Consider the following 21,071-nt stretch of genomic DNA (forward strand, 5'->3'; position numbering starts at 1 on the left):
TTCATCTACTTTATTCTTTTGTTTATCCTTGCTTACTTTTTTATCTACGAAGGGGAACCGTTGCAGTCGGTTCAATTTTCCATCATCCTGTCCGGGATAGCATTATGGATTCGAAGATGAGAATGTGGGGATTGGAAGCGATTCGTTTTTTGAATCGCATTTTTCCATGGTTGACAACATACCTACATGGGTATAAACTGATATTTGGAGGCAGTAGCATTAGAAAGAAGGGATGCATCATTGAAATACGACACAAAAACGAAAAACCGCGTGAAACGGATTGAGGGGCAGATCCGCGGCATTTTGCGAATGATGGAAGAGGAAAAGGACTGCAAAGAGGTAATCACGCAACTGAGTGCGGTGCGTTCCGCCGTGGACCGGACAATCGGGGTGATTGTCAGCAACAATCTGATCGAATGCATGAAGAAGAGCGAATCCGAAGAATTGGACGAATTGGTGCAGGAAGCGATCGATTTGATTGTAAAAAGCCGTTGACGGTAAATAGCTGTTCAGGCAGCTATTTATTTATGATAAAAAATATACCTGTATAGGTATTTGTGGGGGGTGAAGCGATGGAATGGATTGTGCTGGTGGTCATTGTGGCGCTGTTCTTAGTATGGCGGTTGAAGCCTGCTGCAAATGTCAATACGATTTCTGCAAGCGAATTGAAGAAGATGCTGAATGACAAAAACAAAGTGTTTATCGATGTAAGGACACCGGCCGAATACAAAGCGAACCACATTCCGCAATTTCAAAACTTGCCTTTGGGATCGGATTTTTCAAAACTGCCGAAAGACAAGGAAATCGTCGTCATATGCCAAAGCGGCATGAGGAGCGGCCAGGCCTGCAGGCAATTAAAAAAGCTGGGGTATGAGCGGGTCACAAATGTGCGCGGCGGCATGAACGCATGGAGATAAAATCATGAAGGAGGATATTTTGGCATGAAAGAAATTACACCGAAAGAAGTGCAGCAACGTTTGGAAGCGGGGGAGGCATTGAATATTATCGATGTCCGTGAAGTGCATGAATATGCGAGCGGGCACATCCCCGGAGCGGTCAATATTCCGTTGGGATTGCTTCCGGTCCGCATGAATGAGTTATCCAAAGATATACCGTATATTGTCGTTTGCCTGGCGGGGGGACGCAGCGCCCAGGCGACGGAGCTGCTGGACCGGAACGGATTTGACGCGACGAACATGTCAGGCGGCATGAGCGCATGGGAAGGGAAAGTGGAATAGGGTAAAAACCGGCGACTTTTAGAAACAAGGCTGTTCTATCTTTTAGAACAGCTTTTTTTATTGTAAAATTTTTCATATAAATGAAAGAGGTCCCATAATAATACGCGAAGGAGATAAGAATATGTTGATCGATTTATTGAATGGGTTAGCGCTATTTTTTTATTGGACTTGGTTTATATGGCCTTTTGTTTTCGTGTTTTCCCTTGTTTATTCCATCGCCAGTTTTGTAAAAGATGATCGGGCTTCCTCAATACCGGTGTTTATAGCGGGTTTTTCCCTATTGGTTATGTTGTCGCCGATGATTTCCTTGACTGAATGAGGGGTACAAATGGAATTGTTCCGTGCATCACATGGGGATGCGCGGTTTTTTGTGCAGGGAAACTTGCAAACATTCAAACTTCTATTTGAATGTATGACAATCATGTTTTATACTAATATTCAAACATAGATTTGAATGTAAGCGGGTGAAGGTATTGGCAGAAGAAATCGGCGTTTGCGAAACGACGTTCGTGAATGAAGAAAAAGTGGCGAGGGTCCGGCAAAAACTTGCCCGGCAGCATCCTTTGGAAGTGGCAAAAATCTTTAAAGCCCTTGCGGATGAGACAAGAATAAAAATCGCCTATGCGCTGGCGGTGGAAGACGAGCTGTGCGTATGCGACGCGGCCAACATCATCAATGTATCCACCGCAGCCGCCTCCCACCATCTGCGGTTGTTAAAAAACTTCGGGCTTGCAAAAGTTAGAAAAGAAGGGAAATTCGTTTATTATTCGCTGACGGATGAGTGCGTGAAGCAACTGATCGAAATCGCCTTCCGTCACCAGCAGGAAGCAGGTGGGAGTCGATGAGGGAAGTCAAGCGGACTTACCGGGTGGAAGGTTTCTCCTGTGCCAACTGCGCCGGGAAATTTGAGCGGAATGTAAAGGCGTTGCCGGGGGTAGTGGATGCGAAAGTCAATTTTGGCGCTTCCAAAATCACTGTCGTTGGACAGGCGAGCGTGGAAGAACTGGAAAAGGCGGGAGCCTTTGAGAACCTGAAAATCTATCCGGAAAGAAGAAGACAGGGAAAAGAAAGGACCGGGGACAGAAAGGAGAAGCAGGCTTCCTTTTTTGAAAAACATCAGACCTTATTATATTCAGGGCTTTTCCTCGTCCTTGGCGCCCTTTCCATTTACATCAACGGCGAAGACAATTTGGTGACTGTCCTGCTATTCATTTCTTCCATCGCAATCGGAGGCTTTCCTTTATTAAAAACAGGGCTTTCGAATTTGATTCATCTTGATTTTGATATGCGGACGCTGATGACCATCGCCATCATCGGCGCGACCATCATCGGGGAATGGGCGGAAGCGGCGGTGGTGGTGATTTTGTTCGCCATCAGCGAAGCCCTTGAACGATATTCGATGGACAAGGCGAGGAAGTCGATCCAATCCCTGATGGAAATTGCGCCGAATGAAGCTTTGATTTTCCGTGATGGAAAAGAGGTGGCCGTTCCTGTTGAAGAGGTCGAAATCGGGGATGTCATGATTGTCAAGCCGGGACAAAAAATTGCAATGGATGGCGTTGTTGTAAAGGGTGCCTCTTCCGTCAACGAAGCCGCCATCACCGGGGAATCAATCCCTGCGTCAAAACAGCCGGGCGATGAGGTATTTGCAGGAACGCTGAATGAAGAAGGGCACTTGGAAGTACGGGTGACAAAATATGCGGAAGATACGATGATCTCCAAAATCATTGAACTGGTGGAAGAAGCCCAGGCGGAACGGGCCCCGGCCCAGGCGTTCGTTGACAAGTTCGCGAAATATTATACACCGGCCATTATAATGATTGCGTTTCTTACAGCGGTAGTACCGCCTCTATTTTTCGATGGCGTCTGGCTTGATTGGATATACCAGGGATTGTCGGTATTGGTGGTAGGATGTCCGTGCGCCCTTGTCATTTCCACGCCGATTTCCATCGTTTCGGCCATCGGTTCCGCGGCGAAAAAAGGAGTGCTGATCAAGGGAGGCGCATATTTGGAAGAATTGGGTTCCATAAAAGCCATCGCCTTTGATAAGACCGGCACACTGACAAAAGGGGAGCCGGCCATTACGGATTTCGTAATGTATACAGATCGGCTTACTGAAAAAGAAGCGCTTGCGGTCGCCTGCGCATTGGAAAAGATGTCGAACCATCCGCTTGCACGGGCGTTTGAGAAAAAGGCGGGCGAACTTGGAGTGGAAGTCTCAAAAGAGGATGTCGGGGACTTTTCGTCCATCACTGGCAAAGGAATCCAGGGGAAAATCGGGGAAACTACTTATTATATAGGCAGTCCTCTGTTGTTCATTGATTTATCTGTGGACTTTTCCGAAGAGGTTAAAAGAAAAGCGGCGGAGCTCCAAAATGAGGGGAAAACCGTGATGCTGTTCGGAACGCAGGAAAAGGTTTATGCCATCTTTGCGGTTCTTGACGAAGTGCGCGGCTCAACTAAAAATGTGCTGCAAAAGCTTCATGAAATGGGCATTCAAAAGACGGTGATGCTTACGGGGGACCACTCAAAAACGGCGGCAGCCGTCGGGAAAGCGGTCGGCATCTCGGAAGTGAAGGCGGAGCTGATGCCGGAAGAGAAGCTGGAGCAAATCAAACAATTAAGAAATGATTTTGGGAAAGTGGCAATGGTAGGGGACGGGGTGAACGACGCCCCGGCTTTGGCGGCAGCCACGGTAGGAATTGCCATGGGCGGCGCGGGGACGGACACCGCTCTGGAAACGGCCGATGTTGCGCTGATGGCGGATGATTTGGGAAAACTCCCTTACACAATCCGGCTCAGCAGGAAAACGCTGGCCGTGATTAAAACGAACATCGCCTTTGCTTTGGGTGTAAAGCTTCTTGCCTTGCTTCTTGTGGTACCCGGATGGCTGACTTTATGGATTGCCGTTTTCTCGGATATGGGAGCGACGCTGCTGGTTACATTGAACAGCATGCGTTTGTTGAGCGTAAAAGAATAAAAAAATCCATCAGCAGGGAAATCTTGCTGATGGATTTTTATTTTGAAGGACAATTATCCGTTTTGCTCTCTCTTTTCGGAAAAATTACATAGGAAAAGCTGATGAGAAAGTCGATCAAGAGCACCAACGTCCATCCGCTCAAAACGCGCAATAGCGGGAACGTTTTTTCGCCGATGCCGACATAAAGAATCATAGCGCCAAGCAGAAGACAGCCGATGAGATACGCGATCAGATGGCGGCCCCACATTTTCATTTCATAAACGGCCTTTGCTCTTCCAAACAATTCCCTATGTTGTAAAGGTTTTTGCAATATCCGGCTTTGGAATTTGCGGTCCGCCCAGGCAATCATCGATTTTCCGAAAGCGATGGACACCCCGATGTAGACGGCTGCCAGGCCATGGGCGAAACTTGCCGGTGCACCGCTTTTCAAATCGGCGGCGGTGAGCACAAGCAATGCAAAATCGATGACCGGCGTGAGAATGAAGAAGAAAAGGCTTAGCCGGTTCCTCTTCAATATATATCGGGAGTATAGTCCCGAAATGATTACAATCCAGAAAGCGATTTCGGCGGCTATAATCCAAAACAGCATCTCATCACCCTTTTTTAATACGAATGTATTAAAATAATACTACAATTTTTTATTTAATACAACTGTATTAAAAATGTTATAATGAAAACATGCCGAAAATCGTAAATCATGAGGAAAGAAGAAAAATCATCGCAAAAGCGACATGGAATGTCATTGCGAGGGAAGGGCTGGGAGGCGCTTCCGTCCGTTCCATAGCAAAGGAGGCGAATCTTTCACTGGGGGCTATGCGTCATTATTTTCAGACGCAGGACGAACTGCTGGAGTTTGCCATGAAGCTCGTAGAAGAACAAGTTACGGAACGGATCATGGAGCACCTCAAAAGCCCGCTCCCGCCAAAAGAGCAAGTGCTCAATATTTTGATGGAGCTGGTGACGCCGGAAGACAAAAAAGTCGAAATGCAGGTATGGCTGGAGTATGTCCTCTATAAAATCCGCAATAACGAGCTGCATAAGGAATCGGTCCATGAAACGATCACCGGGATTTTGACCCGTCTTCAAAAAGCGGGCCTTTTGAAAGAGGATATTAAATTGGAAGAGGAAATTGTGTACTTGCATGCGTTGATTGATGGACTTGCTTTACATATTTTAATGGGGCTGGTTCCGATTGAAAGGGGCCGCATACGCTATTTATTGAAAAAAGAATTGGACCGCATCTTTGCGGAATAGTTGCAGGCATCTTGCGGCGGAGATGGGCTGCGCGGCTTATGGAAACGTTCTGCGCGGACCGGTCGAACCACAAACAGAAAAGGTCATATTGTCCATTTTATGGAATTGTTCATCGAAGGGAGTTATATCATGCAAATTTTTGCCCATCGTGGCTATTCATCCAAGTATCCGGAGAATACGATGGCCGCATTCAAAGCGGCTGCCAAACTGGACATTACCGGAGTGGAGCTGGATGTCCACTTGACGAAGGACCGGGAAGTGGTGGTGATCCACGACGAAAAAATCAACCGCACGTCTAATGGGAAGGGCTACGTCAAAGACATGACGCTGAAAGAACTGCGCAAGTTTGATTTCGGTTCCTGGTTCCATCCAAAATTCTTGGGCGAAAAAATCCCGACATTGGCGGAAGTGCTGGATCTGTTCAAAGGGACCCGCCATCTGATCAATATCGAACTGAAGTCCGACAAATTCGTCTATGCGGGACTTGAAGAGTTGGTTCTGAAGGAAGTCGAAAATGCCGGATTGAAGGACCGGGTCATTTTTTCCTCCTTCGACCATGAGGCGGTGAAGCGGATGGCCGGCTTGGCTCCGGAGATTGAAAACGCCCCGATCTTCCCATACAGCATTCTGAACATGAAGTGGTACCGGACTTTATTTCCTGCAAAGGCTCTGCATGTCGCGTATAGGGCGGTGGCCCGGCGTCCGGTGTTGGAGGCCATCAGGGAGGGGATCCCCGTCCGTGTATATACCATCAATAAAAAAGAGCAAGTGGACGTATTGCGGAACTTGGGAGTGGAAGGGATTTTTACGGATTGTCCGGAAGAAATAAAGGGGATGCTTAAACAGGCTGCATTGAGATAGGGAAATGGGAAAACCTTTTCCCTTTTTCGATACAAAAAAGCTCTGTAAAGAAGAGGCAGGTATATTAACAAAAAGCGGCAAATGTTGATTTTCGCAACATTTGCCGCTTTTGTGGAACATAATTTATACTTGCTTTTATGCGCCTTTCTACAAAGCCAGTCTCAATTGAATCCATTTCCTTTACCATTTGGCGATGTGCTCCTCAATGCAGCCCAGCATTTGTTGGATGACAAGGGTGCTGCCGTCATCCAGTTTGACTCTTCCGTTATAATAGCCGACGAGCTGATGCATTTCCGATTGGACAAGCTTCAAGTCGGTTTTTACCGTTCTTTCGAAAAATGGATGGAACGTAAGCATGACGGTGTCTGAAAATTTTGTCGTAATGTACCAGGGCTTTTTGAAATTGGAACGGTCATATTCAAAGATGACGTCCTCATGGATTTTTGTCATTTTTCCATCGACGAATACGGCATTCTCCGTCATACCGGTGCCATCCGTCCATTTGCCCCCCAGATTAAGTCCCACCCGCCTGTTGCGGATCCGCTGGGAGGCATTTGCCCTGTTCCACGCCACTTCCCTCGGCCATACGCCTCTTCCGAAATCCAATACACTGAAGCATTCTTCCTCATGAAATTCGAAACGTTTGTTTCCAAGTTTGACAAACCCTTTTGTGGGCAAGGTATGATGTCTGGCGGTGAATTGGAACGTTTGCCGGTTCCACGGAACGACCACATTCAGCGATTCATCCCCGGCAGGATGCAAAATGATTAAATTGACATTGAGAGGCTCATTGTCGAAGTTGCCGCAATTGACTGCCAACAGCGTCTGATTTTGTATATGCGAGATATTGACATTGATTTCGCTGCTTGCAAAACGGATGGGGTCCAGTACACGCGTCGGCATTTTCACCCGCTTTACCACACCCAACGGAATCGTTACGTTCTTTTCGATAAAACGCTGGGTTTCATACTCGAGAAAACAGATGGAACAGGAAATGGCATAGTCGAAGTGGGAAATTGTGGCCGAAAATAAAATATCTTCTCCGTAACAGCACCAATAATTCCACTTCTTTTTTCGCATAAAATGGCCGGATAAATTGCATTCGATAATGGGCTTTCTGGCATAACCAATGGCCGCCGGATTCAAATTTCCCTTTTGGTCGCACAAACGAGTCCACTCATGAATTTCCCTTTCAGCATGCTGCACCAATGCCAACATCCTCCGATTCATCATCCAAAAACATTTTCACATTCTCCATTTTATGAATTTCAAAACTTTAAGATTAAGTTGCTAACTTTGTTGGTTATTATTGTATCAGAATTTTACAATTTTTTCTTAAAAGAGACACACCGAACTTTCAGAAGTTCAGATTATAGCGAACCATTCATATGATGAAGAAAAAAGGAGGTAGACCAATAGCGATTCGTTACGATCGGGAAGCAGCTGTCCGCTATGCAGAGACCTGGTGGAATTCCTTTAATCCGAATTATCCTGTTTTCTCGGTGGATTGTACGAATTTTGTTTCCCAGGCGCTAAGGGCGGGAGGGGCGCCGATGACAGGCTATCCGGACCGCGGCAAAGGCTGGTGGATCACGGATGGCTGGAAAGCCGGGGCAAGAGGGTACCATTATCCCCGGGAGACATGGAGCTACAGTTGGGCGGTTTCCCATAGTTTAAGATGGTATCTGGAAGGCGCAAAAACAGGGCTTACGGCAAAACGGGTCTATTCGCCATCGGAATTGGAACCGGGAGATGTCATTTTTTATGATTTTCAAGGAAATGGCGTCATCGATCATAGCGTGATCGTGACAAGCGTCTTTGACGGCATTCCATACGTTCACGCCCATACCGGGCCAAGCGCCAATCGCCATTACGATTATTCGGATTCCTATGCATATACGCCAAATATACAATATTATTTCTATAAAATTGATGACATTTTCTATTGACGTTGTCCTATCGGCACTCAAAAGAAAAGTTCAGATTCATATATAATGATAATAAAAGTCAGAATAATGGATATTCAAATTCCGCATATTTTATGATAAGGTTGATTGGAGATATATAAGCAAATTGTCCAACTTCACTTTTTAAGGAGAGTAATGTTTGAATGAATGAACAAGCACTAACGGTAAGAGAAGCGATAGTGGGAAGACGTTCGATTAAAAAGTTCAACGGCCAACCTGTCGATCGGGAAGATTTGTTTAACATAATAGATGATGCCGTTTGGGCGCCGAACCATCAAAACCGTGAACCATGGCGCCTGATTGTGGCATGCGGCAAAGAACTGAAAAAACTCCATGAATTGCTGCGGGACACGACGATTCCGGATTGGAGAACCCTTTCGGAAGATGAAGTCGAAAAACGCATGCAAAAGTTCACGACGCCGGGTGCTTATGTGTTTGTCATCGTTCCGGAAGACCCTCGCCAAAAAGAACGGTTGGAAGACTTTGCGGCGGCATGTGCATTGATTCAAAACATGATGCTTCTCGCATGGGATTATGGCATCGGCACATGCTGGAAAACACCTGAATTTTTGGATAATCCGGCTTTCCGGGAAAAACTGGGCGTAAAACCTGGCGAACGCATTGTCGGCATGGTGCAATTCGGATACTTCGACGAACTTCCGAAAGGCAAGGAACGAAAAAAATCTGATGAAATTGTCACAATTTTTGGTTCAGATCAAGAGGAAAATGATGAGGATTAACAGAAATAATAAGCACGGAAATCTGCGCCTCCGAATGATGTAGCATACTGTCATTTGGGGGTGCAAATTTTTATCCGACGGATGAAGGTGGTTTCGGTGAATCAATTGGTTGCAAAAGGATTGCGCAAAATCTCTCCCGAAGAAAGGGTGGAGGCAATTCATCCGGTTTCCGGAGGAGATATCAACCAGGCCTATTATGTGCGGACGAATGAACAGGAATATTTCGTCAAGCTGAACCGGCAGATGAAACTCGGCTTTTTCAAGTTTGAAGAGCGGGGCCTGAAACTGATCCGGGCGACGAATACCATCGATGTGCCGGATGTTCTCGGATGCCTGGAAGCCGACGGAATCCCCATGCTTTGGCTGGAATGGATTGAAGGGGAACGGACGAATGAAACGGACCGGTTATTGGGTGAAAGACTTGCAGCCCTCCATCTTGCCGATGCGGAAGGCTATGGACTGGATGGGGAATGCTATATTGGAAAGCTGCCGCAAGAGAGCCGATTGATGGACGATTGGGTGGAATATTACCGCGATTTCCGTTTAGCCGGGCAATGGAAGCGGGGAAAGGCGAACGGGAGAATCGGACAAGCCCGGGAGAAGAGGCTGGTGAAATTGATGGAAAGGCTGGATGAATGGATTCCACGGACTCCGAAATCCAGTTTGCTGCACGGCGATTTGTGGGGAGGAAACTGGATGCCGGGCCCGGGAGGAAATCCGTACTTGATCGATCCGGCCGTCCTGTTTGGCGACCGCGAAATGGATCTGGCCTTTACGGAGCTGTTCGGAGGCTTTTCCCGCCGTTTTTACGAAGCGTATGAATCGGTCTTCCCGCTTCCGCCGGAATACGAAGACCGCAAAGAATTGTATCAGCTGTATTATTTATTGGTGCATTTGAATTTGTTCGGGGAGTCCTATGGTCCGGCCGTGGACAGGATTTTGAGGAAATATGCAGGTTAGAATAAAATATTACTTCGGAAAAGAGTGGTGACAATGGGAAAATTTGAATGGAGAAAGCAGTTGAAGGAGCTTTACTTGCCCGGCACAGATCCGGTAACCATCGATGTGCCGCCGATGAAATATTTTACGATTGACGGCAAGGGCAATCCGAACGGACAGCCGTTCCAGGAGCATTTCGAAACGCTTTACGCTTTATCCTATGCAATCCGGATGATGCCGAAAAAGGGGATGACGCCGGAAGGGTATTATGAATATACGGTGTTCCCGTTGGAAGGGCATTGGGATCTGGATGAAGAAGGAAGAAAAAAGGATTATCTCGACAAAAAAAACCATCTCGTCTATAAATTGATGATCCGGCAGCCGGATTTTGTGACGGAAGAGCTGTTCCAATATGCCCTGGATGCGGTGAAGAAGAAAAAGCCGGATTTGGATGCGGACCAAGTTCATTTCGAAACGATTACGGAAGGACTATGTGTGCAGGCAATGCATCTCGGCAGTTACGACGATGAATGGAAAACCTTTGAACGGATGGAAGCGTACTGCGCGGAAAACCATTTGAAACGGGCAGAGAAAACCCATAAAGAAATCTATATTTCCGACCCGAGAAAAACGGCGCCGGAAAAATTAAAAACAGTGTTGAGGTTTAAAGTGGAGAAGATTGAGTAGGCGCCGAACTGGTCCCCTTATGGCCCAAAAGAAGGTGGTGCTTTCGTGCAGGGGTATATTGCGATTTTCACATTGCTTACATTGATTGTATTGGTTGTGATCCGCGCGAGAATGCTTGGGGAAAAAAGGAATCAAAGCAATCCGGTTTGGAGAGCTGGATAAGAGGGATTTCCTGATACCTCCATTTGCGTTATTGTATTTTTATATTGTTTTTTCTGAAGTATTCGATTTGCCGAAATTAGGAACCTGATTGTTTGATAACGGGATTGTCGCCTGGATTGGCGCCGCATTATGCATGCTGGGTTTAATGTTATTCGTGTGGAGCCTGATTTCGTTCGGGGAAAGTTTCAGAGTCGGAATTGACGAAGAAAAACCCGGCAAACTTGTTACAACAGGAGCGTTTGCGATTAGCCGCAACCCCATTTATACGGCCTTTGGAATGGTATTGGCCGGGATATTCCTGATTCTGCCCAACTTTATTTTATTGTTGTACACTTTTGCCGGATTCTGGCTTTTCAACCGCCAAGTGAAACTGGAAGAAGCATCATTGAGAAAAATCTATGGAAAAGAGTACGAAGAGTACTGCAAAAAAGTCAGCAGGTATTTATGAGATTGCAGATTCGGGCATGGCAGGTCAATCATGGACTGCCATGCCCGTTTGATTTTTGGTTCAAAGGAGCCGGACTTCCGATTACCTCAGTTCTTGGATTTCCTTCAGGGATAGACCGGTAATCTTTGAAATGTATTGAATGTCCATCTGTTCCTCAAGCATTTTTTTCGCGATTTCCATTTGCTGTTTTTTCGCTCCTTTTTGAAAGGCTTCATCTTCCCGCCGCTTTGCATTCCGCACATCCACTTCCTCTTCAAGCGTCCGCTTCAGACGTTTTTCATAGACGGCCATCTTCTTCTCCGATTGGCTTAGCGTACGCCATCGATGCAATGCCTCCCGAATATGGTCATCCCTGAAAGAGATTAAATCCAGCTCTTTATATATGTCATGGTATACCTTGCCATTGCGATGGTCGACGATTGCAAGCAGCAATAGCCATCTTGCCTTCGGGTCGCTCCAAGGGTCGGCTCTTTTCGCTTCAAAGTCCCGGATTAATTTTGGGAATTCGATAAAGTGCAATTCGAAGACATCGCGGAGGAAGTCGCCGGCATGCTGCTCCCCCAACAGGTAAACCGTGTGAAAGCTTTCCGTCTGGCTGAATAATTCATAGCTCAAAAAGTTGATGCAAATGACCGGATGTAAATCGTTGTCGTTTTGTTCCGCATAGGATTTCGATGCGTAATAAAGGGAGCGTTTCACGATATCGAAACGGTTCAAAAAGTTGATCAATATATGCAGTTTTTTGCCATCTTTTGCCACGCCGATCAAATGAACGGGTTCCGCCGGATTGTTTTCGTCCAAGGAATCGGATGGCATGGAGATGCGTTGAATTTTTTGCTCCGGTTCCCGGTTCAGAATTTCATTTAAAAAGGTGGGCGCCAAGCTGGGATGTTGTTTCCCGGCGATTACCATTTGGAAGGCGGCATCAATTTTCAGATCCATCCATTGTTGAAGTTCTGCTTTTCTATTGTTGTCCAAGCCGATCACCCTGTCAGGATTTTTCTAACACTACTTTATCGTTTATGGATGGACGCTATGACAACGGAGCGGGACAAAAAGGGGAGGGTCCATGAAAGATTCCCCATTTTAAATCCATATATTCTGATAAGTTAGGTTGATATTTATCTATGATATTTCCATCTTCTTCTATTTTCCATTTCATTTATGCTGAAAAGACGGAAACAGCTGGACAGCGATGGATGGAAATGTTAATGTAATAAAAAATTTTTCAAGGGGTGTATGGTATGACAGTGGAACAAAAAATACGCGAATTGCACCATTTTATTAACGGTGCATTGGTGCCCGGCACCAGCGGGCGCTATTCGCATGTCTACAATCCTTGCACAGGGGAAGTGATTGCACGGGTGCCTCTTGCAACGAGGGAGGAGGTCCGGCAGGCAATCGAATCGGCAAAAAACGCTTTCCCGAAATGGAAGTCGCTGTCAGGGGGGAAACGTTCTGAAATTGTGCAGCGGTTCCGACAATTGGTGAAAGAAAACCAGGATGAATTAATAGAAATCATTTGCGAGGAAAGCGGAAAAACGAGGGGGGACGCACGGGGGGAAATCCAGCGCGGTCTGGAATCCGTCGATTTGGCGATCAACGCGCCGCACATGATCAAAGGGGAATATTCGGTAAATGTCGGCGGCGAAATCAACATGTTTTCCAGAAAAGATCCGCTTGGCGTGGTGGCCGCCATTTCGCCGTTCAATTTTCCGGTGATGGTGCCCCTTGCCCAAACGAGCATGGCAGTGGCAACAGGGAATGCCGTGATTTTAAAACCTTCCGAAAAAGTGCCGATTTCGGCGCTGTACATTTCAAAACTATGGAAAGAAGCCGGGCTGCCGGATGGAGTATGGACCGTCATCAACGGGGACAAGGAGGCTGTTGATGAACTGCTTGAAAACGAAGAGGTGAAAGCCGTCCACTTCGTCGGTTCTACCCGTGTGGCAGAGTATGTTTATCAAACCGGCACGAAATTCAATAAGCGTGTGGCGGCCCTCGGCGGAGGCAAAAACTTCATGATTGTCATGCCGGATACGGACCTGGACCAGGCCGCGAACGCCTTTATCGGAGCGGCTTATGGGGCGGCTTCCCAGCGTTGCATGGCGCTGTCCGGCGTCATTCCGGTGGGGAAAGAAACAGGAGACAAATTGGTCGCGATTTTAAAGGATAAAATCGGGAAGCTGAAAGTGGGTCCGTATACGGATGATGAAACGGATTTTGGACCGGTCATTTCAAAAGAATCGAAAGAAGCGATTCTCGGCTATATCGAACGGGCTCTGGACGAGGGTGCAAAATTGGTGACGGACGGCCGGAATCCGGAGATAGCAAAGACCTCGAACGGGTTCTACCTCGGTCCAACTTTGTTGGATGAAGTGAAAACGGATATGGAAATTTTTAAAGAGGAAGTATTCGGCCCGGTCCGCATTGTGGTACGGGCGGATTCCCTGCAGGAGGCGATTGGCATCATCAACTCCCACGAACTCGGCAACGGCGTAACGATCTTTACCAATAACGGAGCCGCCGCCCGCAAGTTCCAGGATGAAATTGAAGTGGGCATGGTGGGAGTCAACGTGCCGATTCCGATTCCGGTGGGCTACCACAACTTTGCCGGCTGGAAACGCTCGAATTTCGGAACGGGCGTCATGTTCGGGCCGGAACAGGCGAATTTCTTCACGAAAAGAAAAACGATTTCCGAGAAATGGCTGGCAATCGGGGACGAAACCGAAGCGGCTTTCGCATTTCCGAGCGATGGCGGTTCAAAATGATGGATTTGCCGTGAACATGCCGGTGCCATCTATTGCATGAATAGGGCTGTCCGGATAGGGATTTTCCTTCCGGACGGCTTTTCGTTTTGGGACGGGTGGAACAAAATTTAGTAATGACAACTCCGGGCATTCGTGGGAAAATTTTATAGTAACGGCATCAATGCCATAACCGCTACACGGGAGCTTTGCTCCAAAAAAGGGGGATCGGAATGAAAATCAGGGAATTTACGTTAACAACCGTATTTTTGGCCATTATTTTATTATTTGCACTAACTCCAATAGGATTTATCCATTTAGGTGTCATCAAAGCAACCCTTATTCATATTCCAATCATTATTGCATCCATTCTATTGGGTCCCAGAATCGGGGCTTTTCTGGGGCTCGCCTTTGGAATATCCAGCATTGTCACAAATACCATGGCGCCGACCCTATTATCCTTTGCCTTCTCTCCGGCCATTCCGGTGCTGGGGACAAGCCACGGCAGCCCATGGGCGCTGTTTGTTGCCATCGTGCCAAGGGTGCTCGTCGGCATTCTCCCATATTATCTCTTCAAATTTTTCCAAAAAATATTGCCGAAGAGCTTCAATCAGAAATTGTCCTTATTTCTGACGGGCATGCTGACAACGGTTTTGCATACTTTTTTGGTGATGGGTTCCATTGCCGTGATATTCCATGATGCTTATGCGAAAGCGGTGAATGCGGACAGTCTGGCAGGCATTATGGTTGCCATTTTTATGGTGTTTTTGACAAATGGCATTGCGGAGGCGACGCTGGCCGCTTTTGCCGCTGCGCTGGTTGTGCCTCCGCTGTTGAAAGCTGTGAATAAGCCGGCGGGCTAATTGATTAAAAATTTCCCTGCAAGGCAAATCCGAGTGCTTCAGAAGAAGTTATTCAAATATTTTCAATGTTCATTGCGAATCACTTGAAAGTCGAAGAAAATCTATTAAAATATGTAATTGCGTGTGGTTATGAATGAAGGAATAGATAGGGAGAGGCCAGCCGTATGCAAACGGGCTGGCCTCTCCGTTTTTTTTATAGGAACTATAAAAAATGTAGAAATACAGATGAATTTTCGAATTATTTCCCGAGAAATGTCTTATTTTAGAAAGGAAATTTCCTTGATTGTCGAAGCATGGATCATCAAATCCGGGAAATTGGCTGATTTCAGGCGAGAATAAAAAACGCCATCCATGCAAGTTTCTTGCAATTTGTCGAAACGCTTGTCAGGTTTGAAATGAGGAATTTTCTCGCATCTTGCGGGGTTCCCGGCAATCGGCGGAACTTTCGAATTTCGCCATTACAGAATAAAATGGAACTGACAAGACGGGATGGGAAACGTAAAGGGGGAAATAAACAATGGTTCAATACAGAGCGACGACAATGGCCAGGAAAGGCATGGTGACTTCGCCGCATTATTTGGCATCCCAGGCTGGCCTTTACGTTTTAAAAGAAGGAGGGAATGCGATTGAAGCGGCCATTGCGATGGCCTCGACCATCGCGGTGGTGTATCCCCACATGAACGGCATCGGGGGAGATAATTTTTGGCTCATCTATAATGCGAAAAACGGGGAAATAAAGGCCATCAACGGAAGCGGCAAATCCGGAGAAAAAGCTTCCATAGAATTTTATCGGTCGCAAGGCTGCGAATCCATTCCTGCCCGGGGACCCCTTGCGGCGAATACGGTGCCGGGGGCAGTCCGCGGATGGGATACGGCCTACCGCTACGGCCAAGAGAAAATGGGGAGCACAAAATCTTGGGGCAATCTCCTCGAACAAGCGGTTCAATATGCAAAAGAAGGCTTCCCGGTGACGCCAAGCCAGCACCGCTGGACTAAAATCAATTTGGATGAAGAGGATTCCACCTTTCGGGCGCTGGGGCGTTTCGAAGAATTTGCCCGAATTTTCCTGAAGGACGGCAAACCTTATGAAGTGGGCGATATCTTCATCCAGGAAGATTTGGCCAACACGCTGGAACTGATTGCCCGGAATGGGGCGGACTATTATTATGACAGTGAGCTGACGGAACGAATGGTGGAAGATTTGCAAAAACACGGGGGCCTCCTGACAACGGATGATTTCAAGAATCATACAAGCGAACTGATGGAGCCCATTTCCGTTCCTTATCGGGACTGCATCGCCTACAATCTTCCGCCCAACACGCAGGGAATCGCGTCCCTGTCCATCCTGAACATATTAAACCACTTTAATATGGAGGAGATTGAGGAAGGCTCCGCAATGTATTATCACGTGTTGACGGAGGCCGTCAAACATGCTTTCCGGGACCGGGACAAATATTTGACGGATCCGGCATTCATCCACATTCCGGTCGGGGACTTGCTCAGCCCGGAACGGGGAGCGGCTTATGCGGAAAAAATCAGGAACCATTCGAATGCCGGAACATTGCCTGCAATGGATCCGAAAGGGGATACGGTATGGTTTGCGGCGGTGGATGAAGAAGGCAACGCGGTTTCCTGCATCCAGAGCATCTACCATGAATTCGGGTCGGCCTTCATCCCGGAAGGAACGGGGGTTTTGTTGCAAAACCGGGGATGCTTTTTTTCGCTTGATGAAAAGCATGTGAATTCACTGAAGCCGCGGAAACGATCCTTCCATACGCTCAATTCCGCCATGATGATGAAGAACGGGCGGCCTGTCCTTATATACGGAACAATGGGCGGCGAAGGACAGCCGCAGACGCAGGCCCTGCTTGCCACGCGCATCATTGATTACGGCATGAACGTGCAGGAAGCCATTGAGGCCCCGAGATTTCTTTACGGGCGCACCTGGGGGGCCGATTCCAATACGCTGAAAGTGGAAAGCCGCATTCCGGAAAAAGTGAGGAGAGAGTTGGAGCGGTACGGTCATGTTGTGGAAGCGGTGGAAGAGCTGACGGAATTGATGGGCCACGCCGGCGCGATTTATATTGATGAAAAAGGAGTCAAATATGGAGGAGCCGATCCACGCGGCGACGGGATGGCCCTCGGATATTGACAGACATGCCGATGACAGCTTCTCAAATTGGAACAGATTCAAAAAGACATTCCCTGCGCCTCTTGGCGGGAATGTTTTTTTGTTCACAAAAACTGAAATTTCTGCCAAAATAAAATTGATAAAATTTATAACAATACTTTTCTTTTAAAAAGAAAGGTTTTATTAAAGGTTTATGGTATACTAATTATCTGCCAAATAATGCAATATTCACCATATCTGGATGTTTTGTGCATGAAAAAACAGATTCTTTGCCGGACTTATATAAAGGAAAAGGCTTTGGACAGCGTTTATCATTGAATATGCAAATGCGGGATTGCGCGGAAAGGGGATGAATCATGGCAAGCCAGAAGGAAATCTTTGTTGCCTTTTTCCGTTCGGGCATATTGGGATTTGGCGGAGGGCCTTCCGCAATCCCTCTTGTCAAAAAAGAAGTGGTCGATACTTTTCAAATGATGACCGATGAAGAGTTCGCGGAAGTGCTGGCCATCGGCAACACCCTGCCAGGCCCCATCATCACAAAAATGGCCGGATACATCGGATATCGGACAGGCGGCTGGATTGGCCTCATCAACGCCCTGATCGCCTCCGTCCTTCCGACGGTCCTGTTGATGATTCTTTTCCTGGCTGCTCTTAAACAATTAAAAGATTTTGATTTCGTCAAAGGGATGACGAACGGGGTCGTTCCGGTTGTAACCGTCATGCTGGGGCTGCTCACTTGGGACTTCCTGAAAAAATCGAAGAAATCCCTGGGCTGGAAAGCGGGCGGATTCATTTTCGCCGCTTCGTTCGCCGGCATGTTCGTCATCGGACTTCATCCGGGCGTCATCATTGCCATACTGTTTCTTGCCGCATTGCTTCTGCCCGCAAAAAAAGAGGGGAAAGATGAATGATTTATTTGCAATTGTTTTGGGCATTTTTCTATCCCGGAATATTGGGTTATGGCGGAGGACCTGCTTCCATCCCGTTAATCGAGCATGAAGTCGTGGACAAATACGGCTGGATGACGACGGCGGAATTCAGCGAGGCATTGGCATTGGGGAATTCCTTGCCCGGCCCGATTGCGACCAAAATGGCGGGTTGCATCGGCTATGAAGTTGGAGGGATTTTTGGAGCGATGGTCGCCTTGTTTGCGACGGTGGGCCCATCCCTGTTGGCCATGCTGGTTTTGCTCAATATTTTGTATCGCTACCGCCAATCCCCAAGGGTAAAGCGCCTGTCGGGTTTTGTGCTTCCGGCGATTGCGGTGCTGCTTGCGGAAATGACTTTTGATTTTATGAAGACCTCCCTTGATATAATCGGATTGCTGGCGACGATGCTGCTCATTGCCGGGGCGTATGTCGCCCTCGAAAAGCTGAAAATCCACCCCGTCTTTGTGGTGATGACGGGTCTGGCAATTGGCGGAATTTTTCTTTAAATTTCGCCGGAATGGGGGCTGAATTGCCGGCATGGCCCCGAACGAATTTGATTTCTATTTTTTCCATTTAAAAGGTAAAAATAGTATAAATTAGAATTTTAATAGGGATAAAGTCGTGTCCCTCTATAAAAAATAGGTTTAAAGGGTAAAAAAATTATCTAATGGTTCCATTTCAAATGAAGTTTTCGTTGTATATAATTATAATCACACTGTTAAAAATATGACTTTATTATCGGAACAAAAAGATTGTGATAGAATTTCATCGGGTATGTGGTGGTTCAATGAATAATTTACGGGGCAAAATCATCGTGGGAATTGTTGTTTTTTCCATACTAAGCAGCGCGTTCATCGCAATCATCAATTATATCAAGCTGAGGGATCAGACGATCGAGGAAAACCGGTTGATATTTCATCGGATTGAAGGGACGATCAAAAATTCGATCGAAACGTTCGAAAAGGCCATGGGGCTGCTCGATTACAACACCGCGTCAGAAATGCATAATTATTCTTTGAGGCTGATTGAAAAATATAAAAAAAATCCCAATTTTGATGAATGGGATTTCGAAGAATTATATAAAGAAATCGGCATGCACATATACATCATCGACCAGGATAACGTCATCACCCACAGCAGTTTTCCGGAAGATATTGGATTGGATTTTGATGAATGCTGCAAGAAGCTGGCCTACTTATTGGATTACCGGAGAGATTCCGGGGAATTTTTCCACGAGGCCATGGATATAGAGCAGAAAACGGGGGAACTGAAAAAATACAGCTATATGGCCACCCCTGATAAAAAATATTTGATTGAATTGGGCTACTCGCTGAATGAAAACATTGTATTCGACACATTCAACTTTTTTCAAACGATCGATGAGCTGAAAAAATTGTACCCTTATATTTATGACATACATATTTTAAATATCGGCGGGTTGACGTTTGGGAAATCCGCATCAGACAGGAAACTGACGATGGAACAAAGGAAAGCCTTCGAAGCGGCTTTGGCATCAAAGGAAACAAAGGAAATTGAGGGCGAATGGAAAGGGAAACCGGCCACTTACCGCTATGTTTATTATGATTCGGCCTATGATGAAGATTTCGCGGAAAACAAAGTCATTGAAATCATTTACGACAAAAACGTTTGGAGCGAAAATCTCGGCCAATATAAAAAAATGTTCCTGATCCAGCTGTTCATTATTCTGAGCTTTGTTCTGGTGCTTTCCTTCGCCATTGCAAGACCGATGTATCTGGCTTACCATGACCGATTGACAGGGCTTTCCAACCGGTCCGCTTTCGATGAATTATTATCGACGGTCAAAGCGAAAAACGGAAAGAAGACGGCCTTCTTCATGATTGACCTGGACCATTTCAAAGAAGTGAATGACATCCGGGGGCATCATAAAGGAGACGCGCTGTTGAAACAAGTGGCGCACATCATCCACAGAACCATATCACGGAAAGGGGTGGTCTACCGCTACGGAGGGGACGAATTCGTGGTGGTGGTGAATTCGACGACGCCGGAAGAAGCGAAAGAATTGGCGCAAAGCATCATTGAAAAAATCAACGAATTTGTTAGAAAAAATGAGGATATCTATAATCTTGGCGTTTCGGCAAGCATCGGCATTTCTTTCTATCCGGACGACGGCGACGACAAAAACCTGCTTTGCAAGAAAGCGGACGCGGCTTTATATATGGCAAAGAAAAAAGGAAGAGGGCAATATTCCATCTTTCAATCCGAACAATCCTGAGAAAAGAAGACCACGATACGGAACGGGCGTCTGAAAACGGAAAGGCGCCCGGTTTTTTTATGGCGGAACCCGTTTGATCCAAGTAATAAAAAAGGCGTGTGCAGCATAAGATTTCTATTAATATTTTTTTATTTTGATTGACGGGTCCATGTCCATGGATTCGAAGAAATGAAAAAGCAGGGGATCAACAGGTTTTTCAAGCTCCGGATTGATATTGAACTTTTTTAAACAGAAGAGGATTTGGATTTTTTCCGCGCCCTCTATTATCCCATGCTTGCCAAAGAGAAGGAGGAGGACATATGGAAGCCAAATTTTGCAGCGAATCAAGGGTATTGCGTTCAAGCAGGGTTTTTCCCAACGACTTCAACAACCACAATACGATGTTTGGCGGACGTCTGCTGAGCGACATGGACCAGGTGGCTTCGATTTCCGCCGCAAAACATAGCCGGAGGGAATGCGTAACCGTTTCGGTGGATGCGGTTGAATTTTTGCATCCGATCAGGCCACAGGAAGCGGTCTGCTTCGAATCTTTTGTTACATGGACCAACCGGAGTTCCATGGAAATCTTCATCAAAGTGCATGCGGAAAACCTGCGCACAGGCGAATCCAAAATTGCGGCAATTGCCTATTTCACCTTTGTCGCCCTGGATGAAAACAAAAAACCGACCCCTGTGCCAAAGGTGATTCCGGAAACCGCGGAAGAGAAGTACCTGCATCAACAGGCGCAAATGCGCGCGGCGCTAAGGAAGCAAAAAATAGCCGTCAACAAGGAAATCGTTTCATACTTGAAGGAGCATAGCACATCTCCAAAAGTGATTATGGAGTACTCCAATAAATAAGCCGGAAAACGTTATGCCAGTGAGGGGATTTT

22 protein-coding genes are annotated in these 21,071 nt (G+C 46.7%); 19 read left to right on the forward strand and 3 right to left on the reverse strand.

Translation table 11 applies throughout. From position 1 onward, the window contains the following. The first annotated feature begins 240 nt into the window (after window positions 1–240). From FKZ59_RS02365 to FKZ59_RS02385, 5 genes are all read left to right on the forward strand, one after another. Window positions 241–495, forward strand: coding sequence for a metal-sensitive transcriptional regulator (locus FKZ59_RS02365; protein WP_141601132.1), 255 nt, complete (start codon window positions 241–243; stop codon window positions 493–495). A gap of 77 nt (window positions 496–572) precedes the next feature. Beyond that, window positions 573–917 (forward strand): rhodanese-like domain-containing protein, encoded by a 345-nt coding sequence (locus FKZ59_RS02370; protein ID WP_141601133.1) that lies wholly within the window; start codon window positions 573–575, stop codon window positions 915–917. Window positions 918–941: 24 nt separating this feature from the next. Further along, window positions 942–1,238, forward strand: a complete 297-nt coding sequence (locus FKZ59_RS02375; RefSeq protein WP_141601134.1) for a rhodanese-like domain-containing protein — start codon at window positions 942–944, stop codon at window positions 1,236–1,238. Window positions 1,239–1,723: 485 nt separating this feature from the next. Beyond that, complete coding sequence (locus FKZ59_RS02380; RefSeq protein ID WP_408057426.1) at window positions 1,724–2,083, forward strand: ArsR/SmtB family transcription factor; 360 nt, start codon at window positions 1,724–1,726, stop codon at window positions 2,081–2,083. Continuing rightward, a complete protein-coding gene (locus tag FKZ59_RS02385) occupies window positions 2,080–4,218 on the forward strand; it encodes a heavy metal translocating P-type ATPase (protein ID WP_141601136.1) in 2,139 nt (712 codons plus the stop codon). Before FKZ59_RS02380 ends, FKZ59_RS02385 begins: the two co-directional genes overlap by 4 nt. Window positions 4,219–4,255: 37 nt before the next feature. Here the strand turns inward: FKZ59_RS02385 and FKZ59_RS02390 are convergent, their stop codons facing one another. After that, entirely contained in the window at window positions 4,256–4,807 is a 552-nt protein-coding gene (locus FKZ59_RS02390; RefSeq protein ID WP_141601137.1) for a hypothetical protein, read from the reverse strand. Between the two features lie 89 nt (window positions 4,808–4,896). Here FKZ59_RS02390 and FKZ59_RS02395 point away from each other — a divergent pair, with 89 nt between their 5' ends. Beyond that, a complete protein-coding gene (locus tag FKZ59_RS02395) occupies window positions 4,897–5,472 on the forward strand; it encodes a TetR/AcrR family transcriptional regulator (protein ID WP_141601138.1) in 576 nt (191 codons plus the stop codon). Between the two features lie 129 nt (window positions 5,473–5,601). Continuing rightward, window positions 5,602–6,333 (forward strand): glycerophosphodiester phosphodiesterase, encoded by a 732-nt coding sequence (locus FKZ59_RS02400; RefSeq protein ID WP_141601139.1) that lies wholly within the window; start codon window positions 5,602–5,604, stop codon window positions 6,331–6,333. A gap of 180 nt (window positions 6,334–6,513) precedes the next feature. Here the strand turns inward: FKZ59_RS02400 and FKZ59_RS02405 are convergent, their stop codons facing one another. Continuing rightward, on the reverse strand, window positions 6,514–7,542 hold the full coding sequence (locus FKZ59_RS02405; protein ID WP_141601140.1) for a DUF2804 domain-containing protein: 1,029 nt from the start codon (window positions 7,540–7,542) through the stop codon (window positions 6,514–6,516). A gap of 179 nt (window positions 7,543–7,721) precedes the next feature. On the opposite strand from FKZ59_RS02405, the gene FKZ59_RS02410 reads away from it, so the two are divergent. The 5 genes from FKZ59_RS02410 (at window position 7,722) to FKZ59_RS14830 (ending at window position 11,276) form a co-directional block, all read left to right on the forward strand. Then, entirely contained in the window at window positions 7,722–8,282 is a 561-nt protein-coding gene (locus tag FKZ59_RS02410) for an amidase domain-containing protein (RefSeq protein ID WP_246045782.1), read from the forward strand. 161 nt (window positions 8,283–8,443) lie between these two features. Next, window positions 8,444–9,040, forward strand: coding sequence for a nitroreductase family protein (locus FKZ59_RS02415; RefSeq protein WP_141601141.1), 597 nt, complete (start codon window positions 8,444–8,446; stop codon window positions 9,038–9,040). 81 nt (window positions 9,041–9,121) lie between these two features. Further along, on the forward strand, window positions 9,122–10,000 hold the full coding sequence (locus FKZ59_RS02420; protein ID WP_408057427.1) for a fructosamine kinase family protein: 879 nt from the start codon (window positions 9,122–9,124) through the stop codon (window positions 9,998–10,000). 33 nt (window positions 10,001–10,033) lie between these two features. Continuing rightward, window positions 10,034–10,666, forward strand: coding sequence for a GyrI-like domain-containing protein (locus tag FKZ59_RS02425; protein WP_141601143.1), 633 nt, complete (start codon window positions 10,034–10,036; stop codon window positions 10,664–10,666). A gap of 250 nt (window positions 10,667–10,916) precedes the next feature. Beyond that, window positions 10,917–11,276, forward strand: coding sequence for a methyltransferase family protein (locus FKZ59_RS14830; protein ID WP_220125027.1), 360 nt, complete (start codon window positions 10,917–10,919; stop codon window positions 11,274–11,276). An 81-nt stretch (window positions 11,277–11,357) separates the two neighbouring features. Here FKZ59_RS14830 and FKZ59_RS02435 read toward each other — a convergent pair whose 3' ends face one another. Continuing rightward, on the reverse strand, window positions 11,358–12,254 hold the full coding sequence (locus FKZ59_RS02435; protein WP_141601144.1) for an Rpn family recombination-promoting nuclease/putative transposase: 897 nt from the start codon (window positions 12,252–12,254) through the stop codon (window positions 11,358–11,360). 266 nt (window positions 12,255–12,520) lie between these two features. Between FKZ59_RS02435 and FKZ59_RS02440 the strand changes: the two genes are divergently transcribed. The 7 genes from FKZ59_RS02440 (at window position 12,521) to FKZ59_RS02470 (ending at window position 21,039) form a co-directional block, all read left to right on the forward strand. Further along, entirely contained in the window at window positions 12,521–14,047 is a 1,527-nt protein-coding gene (locus FKZ59_RS02440; RefSeq protein ID WP_141601145.1) for a CoA-acylating methylmalonate-semialdehyde dehydrogenase, read from the forward strand. Window positions 14,048–14,256: 209 nt separating this feature from the next. After that, the gene (locus FKZ59_RS02445) at window positions 14,257–14,886 is read left to right on the forward strand and encodes an ECF transporter S component (protein WP_141601146.1); all 630 of its coding nucleotides are present in this window, start codon (window positions 14,257–14,259) and stop codon (window positions 14,884–14,886) included. Between the two features lie 517 nt (window positions 14,887–15,403). Beyond that, window positions 15,404–17,038, forward strand: a complete 1,635-nt coding sequence (gene ggt, locus FKZ59_RS02450; RefSeq protein ID WP_141601147.1) for a gamma-glutamyltransferase — start codon at window positions 15,404–15,406, stop codon at window positions 17,036–17,038. 335 nt (window positions 17,039–17,373) lie between these two features. Then, entirely contained in the window at window positions 17,374–17,928 is a 555-nt protein-coding gene (locus FKZ59_RS02455; protein ID WP_141601148.1) for a chromate transporter, read from the forward strand. After that, complete coding sequence (locus FKZ59_RS02460) at window positions 17,925–18,452, forward strand: chromate transporter (protein ID WP_141601149.1); 528 nt, start codon at window positions 17,925–17,927, stop codon at window positions 18,450–18,452. Before FKZ59_RS02455 ends, FKZ59_RS02460 begins: the two co-directional genes overlap by 4 nt. 281 nt (window positions 18,453–18,733) lie before the next feature. Then, entirely contained in the window at window positions 18,734–20,200 is a 1,467-nt protein-coding gene (locus FKZ59_RS02465; protein WP_141601150.1) for a GGDEF domain-containing protein, read from the forward strand. 299 nt (window positions 20,201–20,499) lie between these two features. Further along, window positions 20,500–21,039 (forward strand): acyl-CoA thioesterase, encoded by a 540-nt coding sequence (locus tag FKZ59_RS02470; protein ID WP_141601151.1) that lies wholly within the window; start codon window positions 20,500–20,502, stop codon window positions 21,037–21,039. Window positions 21,040–21,071: the final 32 nt, after the last annotated feature.

It is taken from the genome of Ureibacillus terrenus, from assembly GCF_006569205.1.
Lineage (GTDB): Bacteria > Bacillota > Bacilli > Bacillales_A > Planococcaceae > Ureibacillus > Ureibacillus terrenus.

Coding starts and splice junctions, on each gene's coding strand:
- FKZ59_RS02370 (WP_141601133.1), top strand. CDS start 573: ATGGAATGGATTGTGCTGGTGGTCATTGTGGCGCTGTTCTTAGTATGG.
- FKZ59_RS02375 (WP_141601134.1), top strand. CDS start 942: ATGAAAGAAATTACACCGAAAGAAGTGCAGCAACGTTTGGAAGCGGGG.
- FKZ59_RS02385 (WP_141601136.1), top strand. CDS start 2,080: ATGAGGGAAGTCAAGCGGACTTACCGGGTGGAAGGTTTCTCCTGTGCC.
- FKZ59_RS02390 (WP_141601137.1), bottom strand. CDS start 4,807: ATGCTGTTTTGGATTATAGCCGCCGAAATCGCTTTCTGGATTGTAATC.
- FKZ59_RS02395 (WP_141601138.1), top strand. CDS start 4,897: ATGCCGAAAATCGTAAATCATGAGGAAAGAAGAAAAATCATCGCAAAA.
- FKZ59_RS02400 (WP_141601139.1), top strand. CDS start 5,602: ATGCAAATTTTTGCCCATCGTGGCTATTCATCCAAGTATCCGGAGAAT.
- FKZ59_RS02410 (WP_246045782.1), top strand. CDS start 7,722: ATGATGAAGAAAAAAGGAGGTAGACCAATAGCGATTCGTTACGATCGG.
- FKZ59_RS02415 (WP_141601141.1), top strand. CDS start 8,444: ATGAATGAACAAGCACTAACGGTAAGAGAAGCGATAGTGGGAAGACGT.
- FKZ59_RS02420 (WP_408057427.1), top strand. CDS start 9,122: ATGAAGGTGGTTTCGGTGAATCAATTGGTTGCAAAAGGATTGCGCAAA.
- FKZ59_RS02425 (WP_141601143.1), top strand. CDS start 10,034: ATGGGAAAATTTGAATGGAGAAAGCAGTTGAAGGAGCTTTACTTGCCC.
- FKZ59_RS02440 (WP_141601145.1), top strand. CDS start 12,521: ATGACAGTGGAACAAAAAATACGCGAATTGCACCATTTTATTAACGGT.
- FKZ59_RS02445 (WP_141601146.1), top strand. CDS start 14,257: ATGAAAATCAGGGAATTTACGTTAACAACCGTATTTTTGGCCATTATT.
- ggt (WP_141601147.1), top strand. CDS start 15,404: ATGGTTCAATACAGAGCGACGACAATGGCCAGGAAAGGCATGGTGACT.
- FKZ59_RS02455 (WP_141601148.1), top strand. CDS start 17,374: ATGGCAAGCCAGAAGGAAATCTTTGTTGCCTTTTTCCGTTCGGGCATA.
- FKZ59_RS02460 (WP_141601149.1), top strand. CDS start 17,925: ATGATTTATTTGCAATTGTTTTGGGCATTTTTCTATCCCGGAATATTG.
- FKZ59_RS02465 (WP_141601150.1), top strand. CDS start 18,734: ATGAATAATTTACGGGGCAAAATCATCGTGGGAATTGTTGTTTTTTCC.
- FKZ59_RS02470 (WP_141601151.1), top strand. CDS start 20,500: ATGGAAGCCAAATTTTGCAGCGAATCAAGGGTATTGCGTTCAAGCAGG.